General features: G+C 60.1%; 16 protein-coding genes. 6 read left to right on the top strand and 10 right to left on the bottom strand.

The window, feature by feature from the left end:
• Nucleotides 1–45 precede the first annotated feature (45 nt).
• The 6 genes from era to rpoZ form a co-directional block, all read right to left on the bottom strand.
• The gene (era, locus tag ASO19_RS03580) at nucleotides 46–972 is read right to left on the bottom strand and encodes a GTPase Era (RefSeq protein WP_052349102.1); all 927 of its coding nucleotides are present in this window, start codon (nucleotides 970–972) and stop codon (nucleotides 46–48) included.
• A complete protein-coding gene (rnc, locus tag ASO19_RS03575; RefSeq protein WP_103765398.1) occupies nucleotides 965–1717 on the bottom strand; it encodes a ribonuclease III in 753 nt (250 codons plus the stop codon). The genes era and rnc overlap by 8 nt, the downstream gene beginning before the upstream one ends.
• Nucleotides 1714–2556, bottom strand: coding sequence for a signal peptidase I (gene lepB, locus ASO19_RS03570; protein ID WP_043560682.1), 843 nt, complete (start codon nucleotides 2554–2556; stop codon nucleotides 1714–1716). Before lepB ends, rnc begins: the two co-directional genes overlap by 4 nt.
• Nucleotides 2557–2679: 123 nt before the next feature.
• On the bottom strand, nucleotides 2680–3084 hold the full coding sequence (gene acpS, locus ASO19_RS03565) for a holo-ACP synthase (protein WP_081563005.1): 405 nt from the start codon (nucleotides 3082–3084) through the stop codon (nucleotides 2680–2682).
• A gap of 4 nt (nucleotides 3085–3088) precedes the next feature.
• Nucleotides 3089–5410, bottom strand: a complete 2322-nt coding sequence (locus ASO19_RS03560) for a RelA/SpoT family protein (RefSeq protein ID WP_081563004.1) — start codon at nucleotides 5408–5410, stop codon at nucleotides 3089–3091.
• Nucleotides 5411–5518: 108 nt separating this feature from the next.
• Nucleotides 5519–5884 carry a DNA-directed RNA polymerase subunit omega gene (gene rpoZ, locus ASO19_RS03555; protein ID WP_043560688.1) on the bottom strand — a complete coding sequence of 122 codons (366 nt, stop codon included), beginning with the start codon at nucleotides 5882–5884 and terminating at the stop codon, nucleotides 5519–5521.
• Nucleotides 5885–6225: 341 nt separating this feature from the next.
• On the opposite strand from rpoZ, the gene ASO19_RS03550 reads away from it, so the two are divergent.
• The 3 genes from ASO19_RS03550 to ASO19_RS03540 all read left to right on the top strand — a co-directional run bounded on the left by ASO19_RS03550 (nucleotide 6226) and on the right by ASO19_RS03540 (nucleotide 8625).
• Nucleotides 6226–6831 (top strand): LabA-like NYN domain-containing protein, encoded by a 606-nt coding sequence (locus tag ASO19_RS03550; RefSeq protein ID WP_103765397.1) that lies wholly within the window; start codon nucleotides 6226–6228, stop codon nucleotides 6829–6831.
• Nucleotides 6832–6974: 143 nt separating this feature from the next.
• Entirely contained in the window at nucleotides 6975–7850 is an 876-nt protein-coding gene (locus ASO19_RS03545) for an NAD(P)-dependent oxidoreductase (protein WP_103765423.1), read from the top strand.
• A gap of 166 nt (nucleotides 7851–8016) precedes the next feature.
• Nucleotides 8017–8625 carry a superoxide dismutase gene (locus ASO19_RS03540; RefSeq protein ID WP_043560695.1) on the top strand — a complete coding sequence of 203 codons (609 nt, stop codon included), beginning with the start codon at nucleotides 8017–8019 and terminating at the stop codon, nucleotides 8623–8625.
• Nucleotides 8626–8730: 105 nt separating this feature from the next.
• Here the strand turns inward: ASO19_RS03540 and yajC are convergent, their stop codons facing one another.
• On the bottom strand, nucleotides 8731–9087 hold the full coding sequence (yajC, locus tag ASO19_RS03535; RefSeq protein WP_043561439.1) for a preprotein translocase subunit YajC: 357 nt from the start codon (nucleotides 9085–9087) through the stop codon (nucleotides 8731–8733).
• Between the two features lie 85 nt (nucleotides 9088–9172).
• On the opposite strand from yajC, the gene ASO19_RS03530 reads away from it, so the two are divergent.
• Complete coding sequence (locus tag ASO19_RS03530) at nucleotides 9173–10048, top strand: ATP-binding protein (RefSeq protein ID WP_103765396.1); 876 nt, start codon at nucleotides 9173–9175, stop codon at nucleotides 10046–10048.
• Nucleotides 10049–10104: 56 nt separating this feature from the next.
• Here the strand turns inward: ASO19_RS03530 and ASO19_RS03525 are convergent, their stop codons facing one another.
• Nucleotides 10105–12642 (bottom strand): TonB-dependent receptor, encoded by a 2538-nt coding sequence (locus tag ASO19_RS03525; protein WP_258036068.1) that lies wholly within the window; start codon nucleotides 12640–12642, stop codon nucleotides 10105–10107.
• Between the two features lie 218 nt (nucleotides 12643–12860).
• Between ASO19_RS03525 and mutT the strand changes: the two genes are divergently transcribed.
• On the top strand, nucleotides 12861–13280 hold the full coding sequence (gene mutT / locus ASO19_RS03520; RefSeq protein ID WP_103765395.1) for an 8-oxo-dGTP diphosphatase MutT: 420 nt from the start codon (nucleotides 12861–12863) through the stop codon (nucleotides 13278–13280).
• 63 nt (nucleotides 13281–13343) lie between these two features.
• Here the strand turns inward: mutT and ASO19_RS03515 are convergent, their stop codons facing one another.
• A complete protein-coding gene (locus ASO19_RS03515) occupies nucleotides 13344–14237 on the bottom strand; it encodes an SMP-30/gluconolactonase/LRE family protein (RefSeq protein ID WP_258036067.1) in 894 nt (297 codons plus the stop codon).
• Nucleotides 14238–14375: 138 nt separating this feature from the next.
• Between ASO19_RS03515 and ASO19_RS03510 the strand changes: the two genes are divergently transcribed.
• Nucleotides 14376–15137 (top strand): competence/damage-inducible protein A, encoded by a 762-nt coding sequence (locus ASO19_RS03510; protein WP_103765393.1) that lies wholly within the window; start codon nucleotides 14376–14378, stop codon nucleotides 15135–15137.
• Between the two features lie 61 nt (nucleotides 15138–15198).
• On the opposite strand, the gene ASO19_RS03505 is transcribed toward ASO19_RS03510, so the two are convergent.
• On the bottom strand, nucleotides 15199–16167 hold the full coding sequence (locus ASO19_RS03505; protein ID WP_043560709.1) for an acetyl-CoA carboxylase carboxyltransferase subunit alpha: 969 nt from the start codon (nucleotides 16165–16167) through the stop codon (nucleotides 15199–15201).
• Nucleotides 16168–16172: the final 5 nt, after the last annotated feature.

Here is a 16172-nt window from a genome sequence, read left to right as displayed (position 1 = left end):
CTCATACAGAGCTACCCCTGCATGAACAAGCGAAACTCGTGCGCTTCAGCCATAATCTGCAAGACCGAGGGCCCGCAGGCGGGCTGTTTCCTTGTCCCACGCAGCCCTCTCCTTCACATTGAGAAAAAGATGGCAGGGAGCATCCAGAAGGCCTTCCAGCTGTTTCCGGGCCCGCATCCCGATCTCCCGGATGCGCTGCCCCCGCTCCCCGATGAGGATGGCCTTGTGCCCTGCCCGTGACACGTAGATCGTCACGTCGATGCGGATGGATCCGTCCTTGCGTGTCTTGAAGGATTCCGTCTCCACCGTGGCATGGTAGGGAATCTCCTCATGGGTCTGGAGGAAGACCTGCTCCCGCACGATTTCCGCTGCCAGCAGACGGTCTGGCAGATCTGTCAGATCATCTTCAGGGTAATGGTAAGGCCCAACGGGCATGGCCCTGGCCAACCCGTCCAGCAGGCCCTCAACCCCATCACCGGACCGGGCACTGACCATATAGACCTCTTCCACCGGCAGGAGGTCCGTGATGGCCTTCGTCAGGGGCAGAAGCTGATCCCGCTGGATGAGGTCTGTCTTGTTCAGCACCAGCCAGACAGGCCGCTTCCCCTCTTTCAGTCGAGCGATGATCTCCCTGATCTCGTCTGTCAGACCGATGCGGCTATCCACCAGCAGCAGGTTGAGGTCAGCATCCTGCGACCCGCTCCAGGCAGCATTGACCATCGCCTGGTCCAGCCGTCGGCGGGGCTTGAAGATGCCCGGCAGGTCCACAAACACGATCTGCGCCGCATCCCGCATCACAATGCCAAGCGTACGGAACCGTGTCGTCTGCGCCTTGGGGCTGACAATGGACAGCTTGGCCCCAGCCATGCGGTTCAGCAGGGTGGATTTTCCTGCATTGGGAGCCCCGACAAGAGCAACAAAACCGCAGCGTGTCTCTCCGCCCGTGGCGGTCTTTTCTGTATCCTCAGGCACGTTCTGTCTCCTGCCCCATCTTCTTCAGCAAATCTGTCGCCGCCGCACTTTCAGCCAGCCGCTTGCTGCCTGCACGGCCAACACCCACCTGCCCCAGTGCCCGGACCTCCACACGGAATATCGGTGCATGGGACGGCCCATCAGCGGCGGTCAGTTCATAATGCGGCAAGGCCTCGCCACGCCCCAGCAGAAACTCTTGAAGCAGCGTTTTCGGCTCCTTGTGGGGCTGTCCACTCTTCTCGATGTCCCTGTCCCAGAAGCGACGGACCACATGCCGGGCCGGGTCCAGCCCGGCATCCAGATAGAGTGCGCCCAGCAGGGCTTCCATCGCATCGGCCAGAACGCTGGCCAGAACACGTATGCCGGCACTTTCCTCATGCTGGGCAATCTGTATCGCCTCGGAAAGCTCAATCCCTTCCGCAATCCGGGCCAGAACAGGACGGGAGACCAGATGGGCGTGGCGGGCCCCCAGAGCGCCTTCCTGCTCCTCCGGATAGCGCTCAAAGAGCCATTCCGCCATCAGCAGGCCAAGCACCCTGTCCCCCACGAACTCCAGACGCTCGTTGGACCCCTGCCCCCGTGGCGTTTTCCCCGAAGGATGCCCCTTCTGCCGCCCCCGGTTCCGTCCCTGCCGCCGTGGCACGGCGGACCGGTGGGTCAAAGCCTCATGCAGAAGTGCGGGGTCAGCAAAACGGTGTTCCAGCTTCGCCTCGACATGGCGGACAGCCTCATCACGTGTCATCATTCGTCAATACCACGCAGGAAACGGCCCCAGCGTATCTCTGTCGGCCAATACCAGAACTGCCAGGCCGGATGCCGCATATCAACGGAGAACAGCACCATCTTTGCCCGTCCGACCAGATTGATCACAGGCACGAACCCCAGATCATGACCGCCGCTATCCGTCAGATAATCACGCCCGGCAGGGACAGCGCAGGCACCGCTCTCATGCCCTCCCTGAAAGCGGCTGTCCGAACTGTCATCCCGGTCATCCCCCATGGCAAACAGGCAGCCCTCTGGCACGGTATATTCAGGCGTATTGTTGGCAAGGTCATCATCCCGCATCTTCAGGATATCATGCGGTACCGTCTTGCCATCCTCCCGGGGCAGCATTTCCCGATAACGGGTCCCAGACAGCACATAGCCCCGCTCATCCATCACGCTGTAATGCCCCCGGTCCTCCCGCGGCACTTCCTGACCATTGATGAAGAGATGCCCCTGTTCCATGCGGATGCGATCCCCGGGCAGGCCGACAATCCGCTTGATGTAATCGACTGACGTATCCTTGGTGAACCGGAACACCGCCACATCCCCACGGTGCGGCATGGAAGCGAACACACGTCCCGAAATGAACGGCGGCGAGAACGGAAAAGAATACCGGGAATAACCGTAGCTCATCTTGGAGACCGCCACAAAATCCCCGACCTGAAGGGTCGGGATCATGGAGGCAGACGGAATATTGAACGGTTCGACCAGCAGTGAACGTACGGCAACCACCAGAATGAGCCATAGAAGAATCTGTCTTATGGAGGCCAGAAGGCTTTCCGGCTTTTCTGTCTGCTCTTCCTGTCTGTCTTCGTTCATGGTCCCTGTTCATCCTGTTCTGGCAAGAAGCAGGCAGACTGCCCTGCCCGTTTCTGCCATAGCCTGCCTGACCCGCCGGGTCATGCGTTAATTCCATCCTGACGATATTTCAAGCCGCCAAGACTAAAGGGCAACAGCCTGTATCAGCACCTGTGCCATGGCCATGGGCGGCTCATCACTCAGGCTCAACAGCAATTCGGCCCGATGCCCTGCCGGCAGGCGCTGGTCCAGAAGGGTCGCCGCTGCGCCCGAAAGGCTGAGCACAGGAGCCCCCAGATCATTCCGCCCCACGGAAATATCCTGAAGCTGCACCCCCTGGGCAAAGCCTGTCCCCAGAGCCTTGGCGCAGGCCTCCTTCGCTGCCCAGCGTTTGGCACAGGCCCCTGCCCGGGCCGCCCCCCGCAATGCCTGCACATACTGACGCTCCTCCAGCGTGAACACACGCTCCAGAAACGCATCCCCATGGCGGGCCAGGGCCCGTTCGATCCGCCCGATGGAGCAGAGATCAACCCCGATCCCCAGAATCATGAGGTCATCCCTTTGTCCGTTCGGCCTGAAGAACACCCTTCTCGGCCCGGAACCCTGCCAGAACCGTTGCCAGATGCCCCTTGCTCCGCACCTCGAGGTCCACCAGAATTTCCATGAAATCCAGCTGGCGGTTCACGATCCGCAGATTGATCACGCTGGCCTCGTGCCGTGTCGCCAGGTTGGTCAGCGCTGCCAGAACAGCCGGGTCATTTCCCGCCACGACGGAAAGGCGGGCCGTGTAACGGGGGGCATCCCGCCCTGTCCGCCCAAGGGCCTCCTCACTCCATGAGATTTCAAGAAAGCGCTCGGGCATGTCCGAAAACATGCTGAGATTGTGGCATTTGCGCCGATGTACGGTCACTCCCTTGCCCTGGGCAATGATGCCCACGATGCGGTCCCCCGGCAAAGGACGGCAGCAACCCGCAAAGTGCAGTTCAATACCCCGCCCGACACCATTGACCAACGTGCCCTCATAACTGGAAGGCCGTCTTGGCGGCAGGGGCTTCTGGTCCAGCCTTCCCTCCAGCCGGGGGGACAGGCCGGGCACGATACGGGGCACCTGCCCCTGACGGGACAGCTCCGGATAGGCCGCCCCTACAACATCCCTCGGGTCCAGCTGCCCGGCCCCGACGCTGCCATACAGCTCATCAAGGCTGTTCTGCTTCAGCGTGCCAAGAAGGCCCTCCAGCACTTTCTCCGACCCATCAACACCTTTCTGGCGGAACGCACGGGCAACAGCACCACGGCCATTCTCAACGTTGTTCTGCCGCTGCTGGAGGGCCACGAAGCGCCGCACACGGGCACGGGCCTTGCCCGTGACGACAAACCGCTCCCATGACGGGGACGGCGTGCCCCCCCGTGCCGTCATGATGTCGATCTGGTCGCCATTCTCCAGAACATGCTTCAGCGGGACAAGACGCCCATTGACCTTGGCCCCCACACACCGGTCCCCGACCTGACTGTGTACGGCATAGGCAAAATCCACCGGCGTAGCCCCACGAGGCAGGGAAATGAGCTGTCCCTTGGGGGTGAAGCAGAAGACCTGATCCTGATAGAGTTCGAGCTTGGTATTCTCCAGAAACTCGTCCGGCCCCTGACTGTCCTCCAGAATGTCCAGCAGGTCCTGCACCCAACGCAGCTTGCGGGTATAGGCCCCAAATGTTTCCGAAAGAACGGCCGTCTCATGCTCGCTGGGGCTGCTGCCATCCTTGTAGCTCCAGTGGGAGGCCACGCCATTCTCTGCCAGATCGTGCATCTCCGGTGTGCGTATCTGCACCTCGATCTTCTGGCTGTGCGGCCGATAGAGCGTCACCCCTGTATGCAGGGACTGGTAGCCGTTCGTCTTGGGGGTGGAGATGTAGTCCTTGAAGCGTCCGGCAATCATGGGGTAGGCCCCGTGCACCGCCCCCAGCGCCGCATAACAGGCCTCTCTCGTGGGCACGAGAATGCGGAACGCCATGATGTCGGAAAGCTGCTCGAAAGCAACATTCCGCCGCTTCATCTTTTCCCAGATGGAATAGGGGGATTTTTCCCGCCCGATGACGGTCGCCCCCTCCACCCCGGCTTCCTTGCAGAGTGTGGCCAGCTCGCAGCGTATCTGCTCGATCATGTCCGCACCCTGCCCACGCAGGTAATTCAGCCGGGCCCGGATGGTGGCATCAGCCTCCGGCTCCAGATTGACAAAGGCAATATCCTGGAGTTCCGTCTTCACCCGGTCCATGCCGATGCGTTCGGCCAGAGGGGCGTAGATGTCCAGTGTTTCCCTAGCGATACGCTGCCGCCGGTCTGTCCGCTGGACATAATGCAGCGTCCGCATGTTGTGCAGCCGGTCCGCCAGCTTGACAATGAGCACACGGATGTCCCGCGACATGGCGAGCACCAGCTTGCGGAAATTCTCCGCCTGCTTGGTCCTGTCGGACTGAAGCTCCAGCCGTGTCAGCTTGGTCACGCCATCAACGATGGCCGCTACATCCTTGCCAAAACGCCCTGCCAGCATCTCCAGAGAGATGCCCGTATCCTCCACGGTATCATGCAGGAAACCCACCATGATGGACACGGGGTCCATACGGAACCCGGCCAGTATGTTGGCCACGGCAATCGGATGGGTGATGTAAGGATCACCATTGTCCCGGCACTGGCCCTCATGGGCTTTGGCGGCCAGATCGTAGGCCTCCTGCATCAGGGCCAGATCAGCATGGGGATCGTAACAGCGGACCCGCTCCAGCAGGCCGCTTATGGAGGGGTGAAAATCCTGCAAGAGAGCGTCCCCGGCACCAGCCACCGTCTCCGCCGGGAGATCGGTGGAAAGCAGCGTTTCATCAGCCATGGATCAGCCCCCATTCTTCACTGATGGAAGAACCTGCATCCCATCCCCGCCCGAAGGCGAAGAAAAGGGGGCCCTTCCCCAGGGCGCACACCTCAGTTCCTGAAAGGCTTAGCGACGCCCCCGGCCGGAGCCGGCTTCATCAGCTGCCATGTTGGCAGCTTCCTCTTCCGCAGATACATCCTGAAGACCGAAAATGTTCTGGTCTGTCGGGATGAGGTCCATCACTTCCTCATCGGAAGGCTCGACTTCCGGCTGGTTGCTCATGGAGCGGACAATGCCGTTCTTCAGCCCCTCGAGGCTCACATGATCCTCGGCGATCTCACGCAGGGCAACAACGGTATTCTTGTCATTATCCCGCGGAACCTGCATCTCCTCCCCGCGGGAAAGACCACGGGCCCGCTGGGCGGCCAGCAGCACCAGGTCAAAACGGTTCGGAACCTTCTCGATGCAGTCCTCTACGGTCACACGTGCCATAAAACCGGCGCTCCCCACTCACATGCTGAAATGGCCCCTGCAAACGGGCCGGGACAGCCCCACCTGCCGAAACAGGCAGCCTGTCCCATTGCTATCTCACAATCTGGACTTTTGTTACCACAAAGGCCTTTATTGACGCAACGCAAAGCTGTAAGAGGGAAGCAGGAGGCTGTCCTGCTTTCTCCACCCGACATGCCTTCCATCATCAGATCTGGTGCTGAGTCCGCCATACATACGGAACAGGGAAACAATCAAAGGGCAGCCCTGCCCGAGACTGACAGGACATTTCTTGATCAACACTCCCCGCACCCAAGACTAACCCAAGACCATATGTGAGCCATATGTCCAACCTTCTCCTACGCAAAAACGATCGCACATCACTTTTCATCAACGGGGCCAGCCTGCACCACGCCGCACGCAACCTGGGGTTCGAGGTCGATTTCCTCGCCCTGCGGGATCTTTTCGAACAGCAGTGTTCCTTCCAGCGGGCCTTCTATTATGCGGCCATGCCGGAGACGGAAGATTACTCCCCCCTCCGCCCGCTGACAGACTGGCTGGCCTATAACGGCTATCATCTGGTCACCAAGACGGCACGGGAATTCACCAACCAGTCCGGCCAGCGCCGCGTAAAGGGCAACATGAATGTCGAGCTGGCCGTGGACCTGATCGAACAGGCCCCCCGGCTGGACCATATCGTGATCGTCAGCGGGGATTCCGACCTGCGCCGTGCCGTGGAGGCCGTGCAGTCCCGTGGCGTGCGGGTCACGGTCATTTCCTCCGTCAAGACGACACCACCGATGATTGGTGACGACCTGCGCCGCCAGACAGACCACTTCGTGGAACTGGCGGACATCGCCCATCACTTCACCCGCCGCAATGCGGACAACCGGTCCCGTCCTCCCATCCGCCACCCGGCCGATGCCGACGACTATGACGACGAGGAATGATCCTTCTCTTCCAGCCCCGCTCCGGCGGGGTTTTTTCATGGCGGCTTTCCATCACGCTTCCGCCATCCCTCTTTGATCCTTACCCGCCCCGGTCCATCTCCCCCGTAAAGACTGACTCAACAAACCCTGAAAGGAACCCGCCCATGTCCATCAAGACCATCGGTTTCATCGGTTATGGTGCCATGGCATCCCTCATGGGACGCAATCTGGTCCAGGCCGGATATGATGTCGTCGCTCACACGCCATCAGGCCGGAGCAATGGCGCTGAGGCGGATGTCCCCATGCTGGCCTCTCCCCGCCTCGTGGCGGAAAGGAGCGACGCCATCATCATCTGTGTCCCGAATGACGAGGCGGAGAACACGGCCCTGCATGGTCCGGATGGCCTCCTGGCGGGACTGCGGAGCGGGCAGCTCGTGCTGGACACCTCCACCGTCTCACCGGAACAGGCCGACCACCTCGCAGCCCTGCTGGGTGAGCGCAATGTCGCCGTGCTGGACGCCCCCATGTCAGGCAGCACGCCGGAAGCCGAAAAAGGGGCCCTCATCATGCTGGTGGGCGGCCCGGAAGAGACCGTGACGCTCGCCCGCCCCATTCTGGACCATATCGGCCGCATCACCATCCATGCCGGTCCGGCCGGGAGCGCAACCCGGCTGAAGCTCGTCGTCAACGGCATCATGGGGGGCACGCTGAACATCATTGCTGAAGGGATCGCCTATGGCCTGGCCGCTGGCGTGGAGCGCAGCGTCCTTTTCGATGCCCTTCAGGAACTGGCCGTCATCAGCCCCCATCACAAGCGCAAGATCGGCATGGGCAAGGCAGGGCATTTCCCCTCCCAGTTTCCAACCCGCCTGATGAGCAAGGACATGGGCCTGCTGATGGAGGCCGCCCGCCGCTGTGGCGTCCCGATGCACGGCATGGCGGCAGCCTCCCAGAATCTGGCCGCCTCCAATCGGAATCATGCTGATGACGATTACTCCGCCCTGATTGCCCGGATGGAACGGGAGGCTGCCAACCGCTGAAAGGTACCCAGCGGTCCTTCTTCCCACTATTGGGACTGTTTTACTCTTTTTTTAAGACACTCCGCCCCACACACCTTGACGTTGCCGCCCGGCAACCATAGCTAGAGGGGGTCATGAATTGGCAGGAGGGATGCCTCCTGCCCCTCATATGTCAAGGAAGATTCACATGGCTTTTGAACTCCCAAAACTCCCCTATGCCGAAAACGCCCTGGCCGATGCCGGCATGTGCCAGGAAACACTGGAGCTGCACCACGGCAAGCACCATCAGGCCTATGTCACAGCCCTGAACGGCTTCGTCGAGAGCAAGCCGGAACTGGCAGGCAAGGCCCTTGAAGAAATCATTGCCCTGTCTCACGCTGATTCCTCCCTGGCCCCGGTCTTCAACAATGCCGGCCAGCACTGGAACCACTGCATCTTCTGGAACTGCCTCTCCCCCAACGGCGGCCGCATCCCCGGTGCGCTGGAGAAGAAACTGACCGAGGATTTCGGCTCCGTTGATGCCTTCAAGGCCGCTTTCAAGCAGGCTGCCACGACACAGTTCGGGTCTGGCTGGGCATGGCTGGTTCTGGGCTCCGATGGCAAGCTCAAGGTCACCAAGACGGCCAATGCCGCCAATCCGCTCTCCGAGGATGAGGGGCGTACGCTGCTGGGGCTGGATGTGTGGGAGCACTCCTACTATCTGGACTTCCGCAACCGTCGTCCGGACTACGTCACCAACTTCCTCGACCGTCTCGCCAACTACGAGTACGCCGAGAGCTGCCTGAAGGGTGCCTGATCGTCCGGCCCACCCGACATGAGAAAGGCCCTGCCACGGTTCATCGTGGCAGGGCCTTTTCTTTATGGTGCCAGCTGGGCATGAAACCCGCTGAGGAACGTTCCCTTACGCCTCGTTGGCAGGCTTGCCCTCACGCCGCAGGATGGTCGTGATCGTACTGCGGATGACCTTCACCTTCACGCCCTGTGCGATTTCCACATCCACTTCCTGCGAATCATCACGGGTGTTCTGTACCGTCCCCACGATGCCACCTGCCGTGACAATCCGGTCACCACGACGCAGGCTGTTCTGCTCCTCCCGCAGTTCACGCTGGCGCTTCTGCTGTGGGCGGATCAGGAAGAAATAGAAGACCACAAAGATCAGCACGAAAGGTGCATACTGCACAAGCGCTGCCGAACTGAAGGCGCCGCCATTGGTACCGGCATCAGCGGCATAAGCCGTGGAAAAAAGAATATTGTGCATAGGTGGTGTTGGTTCCATCTTGATGAGATAATTGCGGACCATATCGTGCCAGACCGTCACGTCAAGCTCATTACACAGGAAGACCATGCCAGCAACCGCTCTTCTCCCTCTCCTGACCCGCATTGCCGAAAGTCTGGAACGCATGGCTCCTCCACCAGCAAACCCTGCCATGCTGGATGACCCCACGCAGGACAGCTTCATCTGGCAGGGCGGGAGCGGCCATCTGCTGCCCATCCCCCACATGCAGGCCGTCCCGCTGAAGCTGCTGAAGGGCATTGACCGGCAGATCAGGCAGGTCATGGGCAACACACGCTTCTTTGCCCACGGACTGGCAGCCAACAACGTGATGCTCTGGGGTGCCAGAGGCATGGGCAAGTCCTCGCTCGTCAAGGCCTGTCTTCTGGCCGTCAATGAGGAACAGCGCAGGAACGGCCAGCCCCCGCTGGCACTGATCGAGATTCCACGGGATGACCTCGCCACCCTGCCGCAGCTTCTGGCCCTGCTGCGCCGCACCTCCCGCCGGGTCATCCTGTTCTGTGACGATCTCTCCTTCGAGACTCAGGATGCGGATTACAAGTCCCTGAAATCGGTCCTGGATGGAGGCATCGCCGGACGGCCTGACAATGTGCTGGTCTATGCCACCTCCAACCGCCGCCACCTCATGCCGCAGAACATGATCGAGAATGAGGCGGGGGATGCCATCAACCCGGGCGAGGCCATCGAGGAGAAGGTGTCCCTCTCCGACCGGTTCGGCCTGTGGATCGGCCTCTATGGTGCTTCCCAGCCCCATTATCTCAGCATCATCGATGCCTATGCGGAGGAGAGGCAGCTCCCCATCGCCAGGGAGGAGCTGCACCGGCGTGCCCTGCAATGGGCCATGCAGCGGGGCAGCCGCTCCGGCCGGGTCGCCTCGCAGTTCATCACCGCCCTGAGTGCCGAACTGGCCGAAGAAGCCCGCTGAACAGCAGAACGGCCCGCCTGAAACCAGAGCGGGCCGTTCTTCATGCTGCGGACCAGTCAGAAGGCTGCACTGATCGTTCCGAAATATTCCCGTGTCGCCCCGCGCTCCAGGGACTGGTAATCCCCCACGGGCGGGTTGTTGTTCTCACCCATCATGGCGATGTATCTGTTGTTGAACAGGTTGTAGACGTTGAAGCTGACCGTCAGGTCCCGCACGCCTGCCAGTTTCCTGAACGTATAAGTCACCCCCGTATTGGCCAGCCAGTAGCTGCCGATTGAGGTGTCGTTCATGAAGCTGTAATACCGCCTGCCAAAATAGTTGGCATCAAAATGTGCATTCAGCCCACGCCATGTATAGGCGATGGAAGCCTTGTACATCCATGCCGGGTAATTGACGATGTTCTTGCCCTTCAGCGGATAATAGGTCCCGGCACTGGAGGTCACGTTCCGGTCATAGGTGCCTTTGTTGTAACTGAGCGTATTGGTGATGATCAGCCCCGGCAGGGGACGGACGGACACGCTGCCATTGGCCCCCGTCATGGAGATGCGCCCGAAATCGAATTCTTCAGAAATCGGATTAAACATCGTTCCCCGTGCCCCGGCCAGAAGCTCGTGCATCAGGGTGGAGTGATAGACGGTCGCATCCAGCTGCACGATGGAGGACGTGAAACGATACCCCCCCATGTAGGTCCAGGCCCGGGCCGGTTTGGTCTGCGCCTTCTGCCGCAGGAACTCCTGCTGGTTGGGCACGGAGAAGAGCGAGTTGGCCACACCCGTGCCGGAGACCTCATAGGCCCGCATGTTCTTGGAGACGTCGATGTAGAACTCGTTCTGCCGGTTCAAACGCCAGTCCAGATTGAAATGGGGCAGGAAAGCTCCCGTGGCATGAAGGGAGCCGGAGGGCAGGCCACCGGCATCCAGAGCCGCCCATGAGTCGTCATTCTCATGTCCGCCACCGGATGTTTGGGAGATCAGGGAGCGGAAACCCGCTGTCAGCGTCAACCCCTTGAGGATGGTGTAGGTGTCCTGAAGGTGGGTCTGCACCACATTGGTACGCCATCTGAAATTATAGACCCGGTCGGCCGGCCCATACACATTATAAGGCCCGACCGCCTTGACGGGCGCACCCGCCCCCAGCTCCGGCTCCAGATAATTGTAAAGCCCGGCGGTCTGGTTGTTGTTCTCGTACCAGACACCCGTATTGATCCTGTGATGCCCCCAGCGATAGTCCAGACTGCTGTTGATGCCGAAACGCTGCTGGCTGTTCTTCCAGACTTCCTGATAGAGCGGCACGCCATTCGGCGTGGCGACCTGAAGGTCAGGGTCCTCCGAAGCGGCGGATGCGGCAGCCGTGTAGCTGTAATTGCCGGACTGGGCGTGACCATAGGCCGTGGTATGCCATGTCAGATGGTCCGTCAGGGCAAGATCAAGATTCAGGCCACCCAGAAAATTGGTCTCATGCTGCCCACCGTCATAATAGGGCATCTGACAGGCATTCACCTGCCCGTTGGACCCCGGATAGGCCATGAAATTGTTCGGGCTGTTATTGCACTGCTGCGCCCACTGATAGGCCTTGCCATAATCCGGGTAGAGATGCGGGACACGCCAGCCCAGATTGTTGATCATCCCCAGTGAGAGGTCCGGATAGTTCTGCTGCTGAAGGTCCGTCCAGTCGAAGAAGGCCGAAACCCTGCTGCGCTCGCCAAGCGGCTGCACCAGCTTGGCATTGACCTGCTGAAGGAACTGGTCCCCCTTCCCCTCCCACATGCCTTCATCCGTACGGGCGTAGGAGGTGTAGAATTTCGTGCCGGAGTCATTCAGACGGCCGGAATCAAACCGGGCATAGGTGCGGTAAGACCCGTAACTGCCAAAAGCTTGGCTGACCTTGCCCCCCAGCCTGTCGGACGGATCGCTGGAGGTGAAACGGATGGTCCCGCCCAGCGTGTTGGTGGACGGCACATCCACGCCACCCCCACCCTGCGACATCGTCATGCTGCCGATATCATCAGGAATGATGGCCGAGGCAAGGCTCAGACCATTGACGGACTGATAGGTCTGGTCATTCAGGGGAATGCCATCCAGCGTCACGCCCAGCTGGTTCATGAAGAAGCCACGGACGTACAGATTCGCCCCGAAACTGTCGATTCCGAACGGGTCCGTGGAGGTGAAGCTCACGCCCGGCATACGGTCCAGTGCCTTGTAGGGGCTGGTCCCGGGCACATATTCCTTCATCACGCTTTTCGGTACGACCAGCTCCGCCGCCCGGCTGACGTGCGAGGCGTGGACGGACAGGCTCTGCACCCCATGAGCAGACACATATTTCGGCCTGTGATGGCTGGCCGCCTTCACACGCCCTGCACCAGTCCCTGCCGCTGCTGCTTGGTTTCCACCCTTGCCTGTCATGTCCCGGCGACTGCCATGCCGGTGCCCCGTCAGGGTGTGCCCACCATGCTGTGCGGCAGAAACACCTGCCGTTTTACCAGCGGAACTCACCGGAGTTGATGAACGGGTCTGGGCAAAGGCAGTTCCACTCCCCATTCCCAGAAAAATGGCAGCAGAGGACAGAAGAAGATGGCGGCGCAATGCGTCTGGCACTCCCAACAATATTGGCACACAATAAAAAGCCCATGTCAGGGTTGTCTCCCTGTCAGGGCAGCTATCAACTCATGTTATGGTGGACTTCCTACAGAGCAGCAGCCTCTGCCGCAAAGGTTATGACGTTTTTTTAACGTTTCCTCTTTCCCCTGTGACATAAAAGGCGCATTTTCAACTGGCATCCCATACAACAGGACATTCTGGATACGGAGCCTCTGATGACCTCACCTTTCCATCCCCACACTCTGCTTGTCGTGGCAGCCATCCTCATCCAGCCGGATGGCTCTGTCCTGCTGGCACAGCGGCCGGAGGGAAAAACATTTGCCGGACTGTGGGAATTTCCCGGTGGAAAGGTGGAAGTACCCGAATCCCCGGAAACCGCCCTGGCACGGGAGCTCCATGAAGAGCTGGGCATTACCGTTCAACCCGACCGCCTGGAACCCTTCACGTTTGTCAGTGAAGACTGTGCTACCTTCCACCTGCTCATGACGCTCTATCTTGTCCGGGAGTGGGAGAATGACCCTGTCGGGCGGGAAGGCCAGACACTGGCATGGGTGCCTGCCTCAAGGTTGGATGAATACCCCATGCCCAAGGCCGATGCCCCTCTTGTTCCCCGTATTCAGGCCCTGCTGGGCTGACATGGACGAAAGGGGCCCTCGAAAGCCCCTTTCCTGGCAGGTCTACCCTCAACAGACGAAGGATCAGACACCTTCCAGCACGAAACTGTGCTGCGGATTGCCCGGAACGTCCGTCCGGAACGCAAAAATGCCACCAGCCTGCGGCTGGGCTGCCAGCTCCTCGGGGTCCAACCCCTTGCGGGCTGTCGTCACGAACACGGTCCTGTAATCATCCCCACCAAACGCCACCTTCGTGACATTGGCGACCGGCAGGGCAATCGGGTCCATCATGGTGCCATCCGGGCGGAAGCGGGTGATCTGTCCCCCTGCCCATGTCCCGCACCAGAGATTGCCCTCGCTGTCCGTCACAACCCCATCTGGATACCCTTTGGTGAAAGTGGCAAAAATGCGCTTGCCTGTCAGGCGGCCATCTGCTGCGACATCAAAGGCGTAGATACGCTGCCGGGGACTGTCGCAGGCATAAAGCACCCGACCACAAGGTGACAGGGCCGGACCGTTGGAAACGGTATAACCACTATCCCAATGTGAGATATCCAGCTGGCCGTTCCTGTGGTCAACCCGGTAGAGAGACCCGCTCTCCCGACTTTCCCCGTCATCCATCGTACCAAACCAGATGCGCCCCCGCTGGTCGACACAGCCATCATTCAGCCGGTTCCCCTCCTCGTCCGGCTCGATGACGCAGGCCCGCTCGAAATAGCCTTTTTTCACATCAAACCGATGCAGACCATCCGGCAGACCGGCCAGAAATGTCCCGTCACTGACAGGCAGAAGAAAACCCGTACGATTGGGAGCATCCCAGCCTGACAGGGAGCCATCCGTCAGGCTGTACCGATGAATGCGGTGGCTCACAATATCGACAAAATAGAAAGAATTTTCTGCCTTGATCCAGACCGGCCCCTCCCCCAGCACTGCTCGAAACTCTGACAGGCACACGGGCTTATGGTGTTCCAGCTTCACAGGCATCTCTCCCTTTCTAAAAGGCCATACCCTCCCATATAATGAAGAAGGTTCAATTTCCACACCCCCGGATGCCACGCCCGAGGGCCCCAAGCCCGCAGAAAAACAATGCGGCCAGCACCAAGGTATTACAGGCTCATGGCTCCCCGTACTGCATGTTTTCTTGTCATCGGCAATGAAATCCTTTCAGGCCGCACGCAGGACGCCAACATCCGTGTCCTGGCCCAGGCCCTGAATGGCCGAGGCATCCGGCTTCTTGAAGTCCGGGTCATTCCCGACATCCCGGAACACATCATAACCACCATCAATAACTGCCGGGCCCGATTCGATCTTCTCTTCACCAGCGGCGGCATCGGCCCCACCCATGACGACATTACCGCTGCATGTGTGGCCGAGGCCTTTGGGGTCCCCCTGACATGCCATGAAGAGAGCTTCCACCAGCTGGAAGCCCTCTTCCCGGCGGGAGAATTCAACAAGGCCAGACAGCGCATGGCATGGCTGCCCAAAGGCGCAACGCCCATAGAAAACAGCGTGTCCACAGCACCCGGGTTCTCGTTGGGCAATGTTCATGTCATGGCCGGAGTCCCCCGCATCTTTCAAGCCATGGTGGGCTGGCTCATGCCACGTCTTGAGGGCGGAGCTCCACTGACCAGTGCCAGCTGGTACAGTTACAATGTCTATGAAGGCGATCTTGCCGAGGCACTCACGGCCATCCAGCATGACTTCCCTACACTGGATATCGGCTCCTACCCGTTTGACGAAGGACAGAAACGGGGTGTGGCCCTTGTTGCAAAAGGCTATGACGCTGAGGCTGTCACCTTGGCTGGGGCGGCCCTGCGCACCCTTCTTGCCAGCCTGGGCTTCACCCCCCTGGAGGGAGATCCTCCACGAGGAGCCTGAAAAAAAAAGCCGCCTGAAAAGGCGGCTTTCCCAAAAACTCCATATCAGTCAGGCGGAACGGTCAGCCTACCCGTGTCATTTCCAGATAACGCTCCCGACGCCGGGCCAGCAGCTCTTCCTTTGAGAGCCCCTGGACGGAGGCCAGTTCTGCAGCAATGGCCTCACCCACGCGATTGATGGCTTCAGCAGGAAGACGCTGGGCGCCCCCCACCGGCTCATCAATCACATGATCGATCAGGCCAAGTTTTTTCAGATCCTGCGCCGTCAGACGAAGCGCTTCGGCAGCGGCTGGCGCCATCTTGGGGTCACGCCAGAGAATGGAAGCGGCCGCCTCGGGAGAGATGACAGAATAAATGGCATGTTCCAGCATCAGAACACGATCGCCTGCGGCAATGGCAATGGCACCACCAGACCCGCCCTCGCCGATCACCGTAGCGATCAGCGGAACCTTGACCTGAAGGCAGGTATCAATCGCCCGGGCAATCGCCTCTGCCTGCCCGCGGGCCTCGGCATCAATCCCCGGCCACGCACCGGCCGTATCCACGAATGTCAGAATCGGCAGGCCAAAACGCTCTGCCATGCGCATCAGACGCTGGGCCTTGCGATACCCTTCCGGTCGGGCCATGCCAAAATTGTGACGGAGACGACTCTCCGTATCAGAACCACGCTCGGTCCCGATGACCACGACCGGCTGCCCACGGAAACGGGCCAGCCCCCCTACAAGAGCCTGATCATCCCCAAAAACACGGTCCCCGGCGAGCGGGGTATAATCCGTCATCAGCGACTGGATGTAATCCAGCGCATGAGGCCGCTGTGCGTGACGGGCCACCTGCACTTTCTGGAGAGGGGTCAGCTTGCTGTAAAGCGTGCGGAGCTGCTTGTCCGCTTTCTCCGCAAGGCGGGCTGTCTCCTCATCAATGTTCAGACCATCCAGACCAGCGCCATCCTCCTGGCGACCAACCTGACGAAGTTCACCGATCTTGGTCTCAAGCTCGGCAACCGATTTTTCGAAATCTAGGAACTGGCGCATGTTCT

Origin of the sequence: Parasaccharibacter apium, assembly GCF_002917995.1 — a bacterium.
In the GTDB taxonomy this organism is placed as follows: Bacteria; Pseudomonadota; Alphaproteobacteria; order Acetobacterales; family Acetobacteraceae; genus Bombella; species Bombella apis.
The sequence above is the reverse complement of the archived record's forward strand: the minus strand, read 5'-3'. Positions and strand labels throughout refer to the sequence as shown.

What these genes read in the sequence shown, in the direction of transcription:
- rnc (WP_103765398.1), bottom strand. Translation starts at nt 1,717, where the DNA reads ATGATGACACGTGATGAGGCTGTCCGCCATGTCGAGGCGAAGCTGGAA.
- lepB (WP_043560682.1), bottom strand. Translation starts at nt 2,556, where the DNA reads ATGAACGAAGACAGACAGGAAGAGCAGACAGAAAAGCCGGAAAGCCTT.
- acpS (WP_081563005.1), bottom strand. Translation starts at nt 3,084, where the DNA reads ATGATTCTGGGGATCGGGGTTGATCTCTGCTCCATCGGGCGGATCGAA.
- ASO19_RS03560 (WP_081563004.1), bottom strand. Translation starts at nt 5,410, where the DNA reads ATGGCTGATGAAACGCTGCTTTCCACCGATCTCCCGGCGGAGACGGTG.
- rpoZ (WP_043560688.1), bottom strand. Translation starts at nt 5,884, where the DNA reads ATGGCACGTGTGACCGTAGAGGACTGCATCGAGAAGGTTCCGAACCGT.
- ASO19_RS03550 (WP_103765397.1), top strand. Translation starts at nt 6,226, where the DNA reads ATGTCCAACCTTCTCCTACGCAAAAACGATCGCACATCACTTTTCATC.
- ASO19_RS03545 (WP_103765423.1), top strand. Translation starts at nt 6,975, where the DNA reads ATGTCCATCAAGACCATCGGTTTCATCGGTTATGGTGCCATGGCATCC.
- ASO19_RS03540 (WP_043560695.1), top strand. Translation starts at nt 8,017, where the DNA reads ATGGCTTTTGAACTCCCAAAACTCCCCTATGCCGAAAACGCCCTGGCC.
- yajC (WP_043561439.1), bottom strand. Translation starts at nt 9,087, where the DNA reads ATGCACAATATTCTTTTTTCCACGGCTTATGCCGCTGATGCCGGTACC.
- ASO19_RS03530 (WP_103765396.1), top strand. Translation starts at nt 9,173, where the DNA reads ATGCCAGCAACCGCTCTTCTCCCTCTCCTGACCCGCATTGCCGAAAGT.
- mutT (WP_103765395.1), top strand. Translation starts at nt 12,861, where the DNA reads ATGACCTCACCTTTCCATCCCCACACTCTGCTTGTCGTGGCAGCCATC.
- ASO19_RS03510 (WP_103765393.1), top strand. Translation starts at nt 14,376, where the DNA reads ATGGCTCCCCGTACTGCATGTTTTCTTGTCATCGGCAATGAAATCCTT.
- ASO19_RS03505 (WP_043560709.1), bottom strand. Translation starts at nt 16,167, where the DNA reads ATGCGCCAGTTCCTAGATTTCGAAAAATCGGTTGCCGAGCTTGAGACC.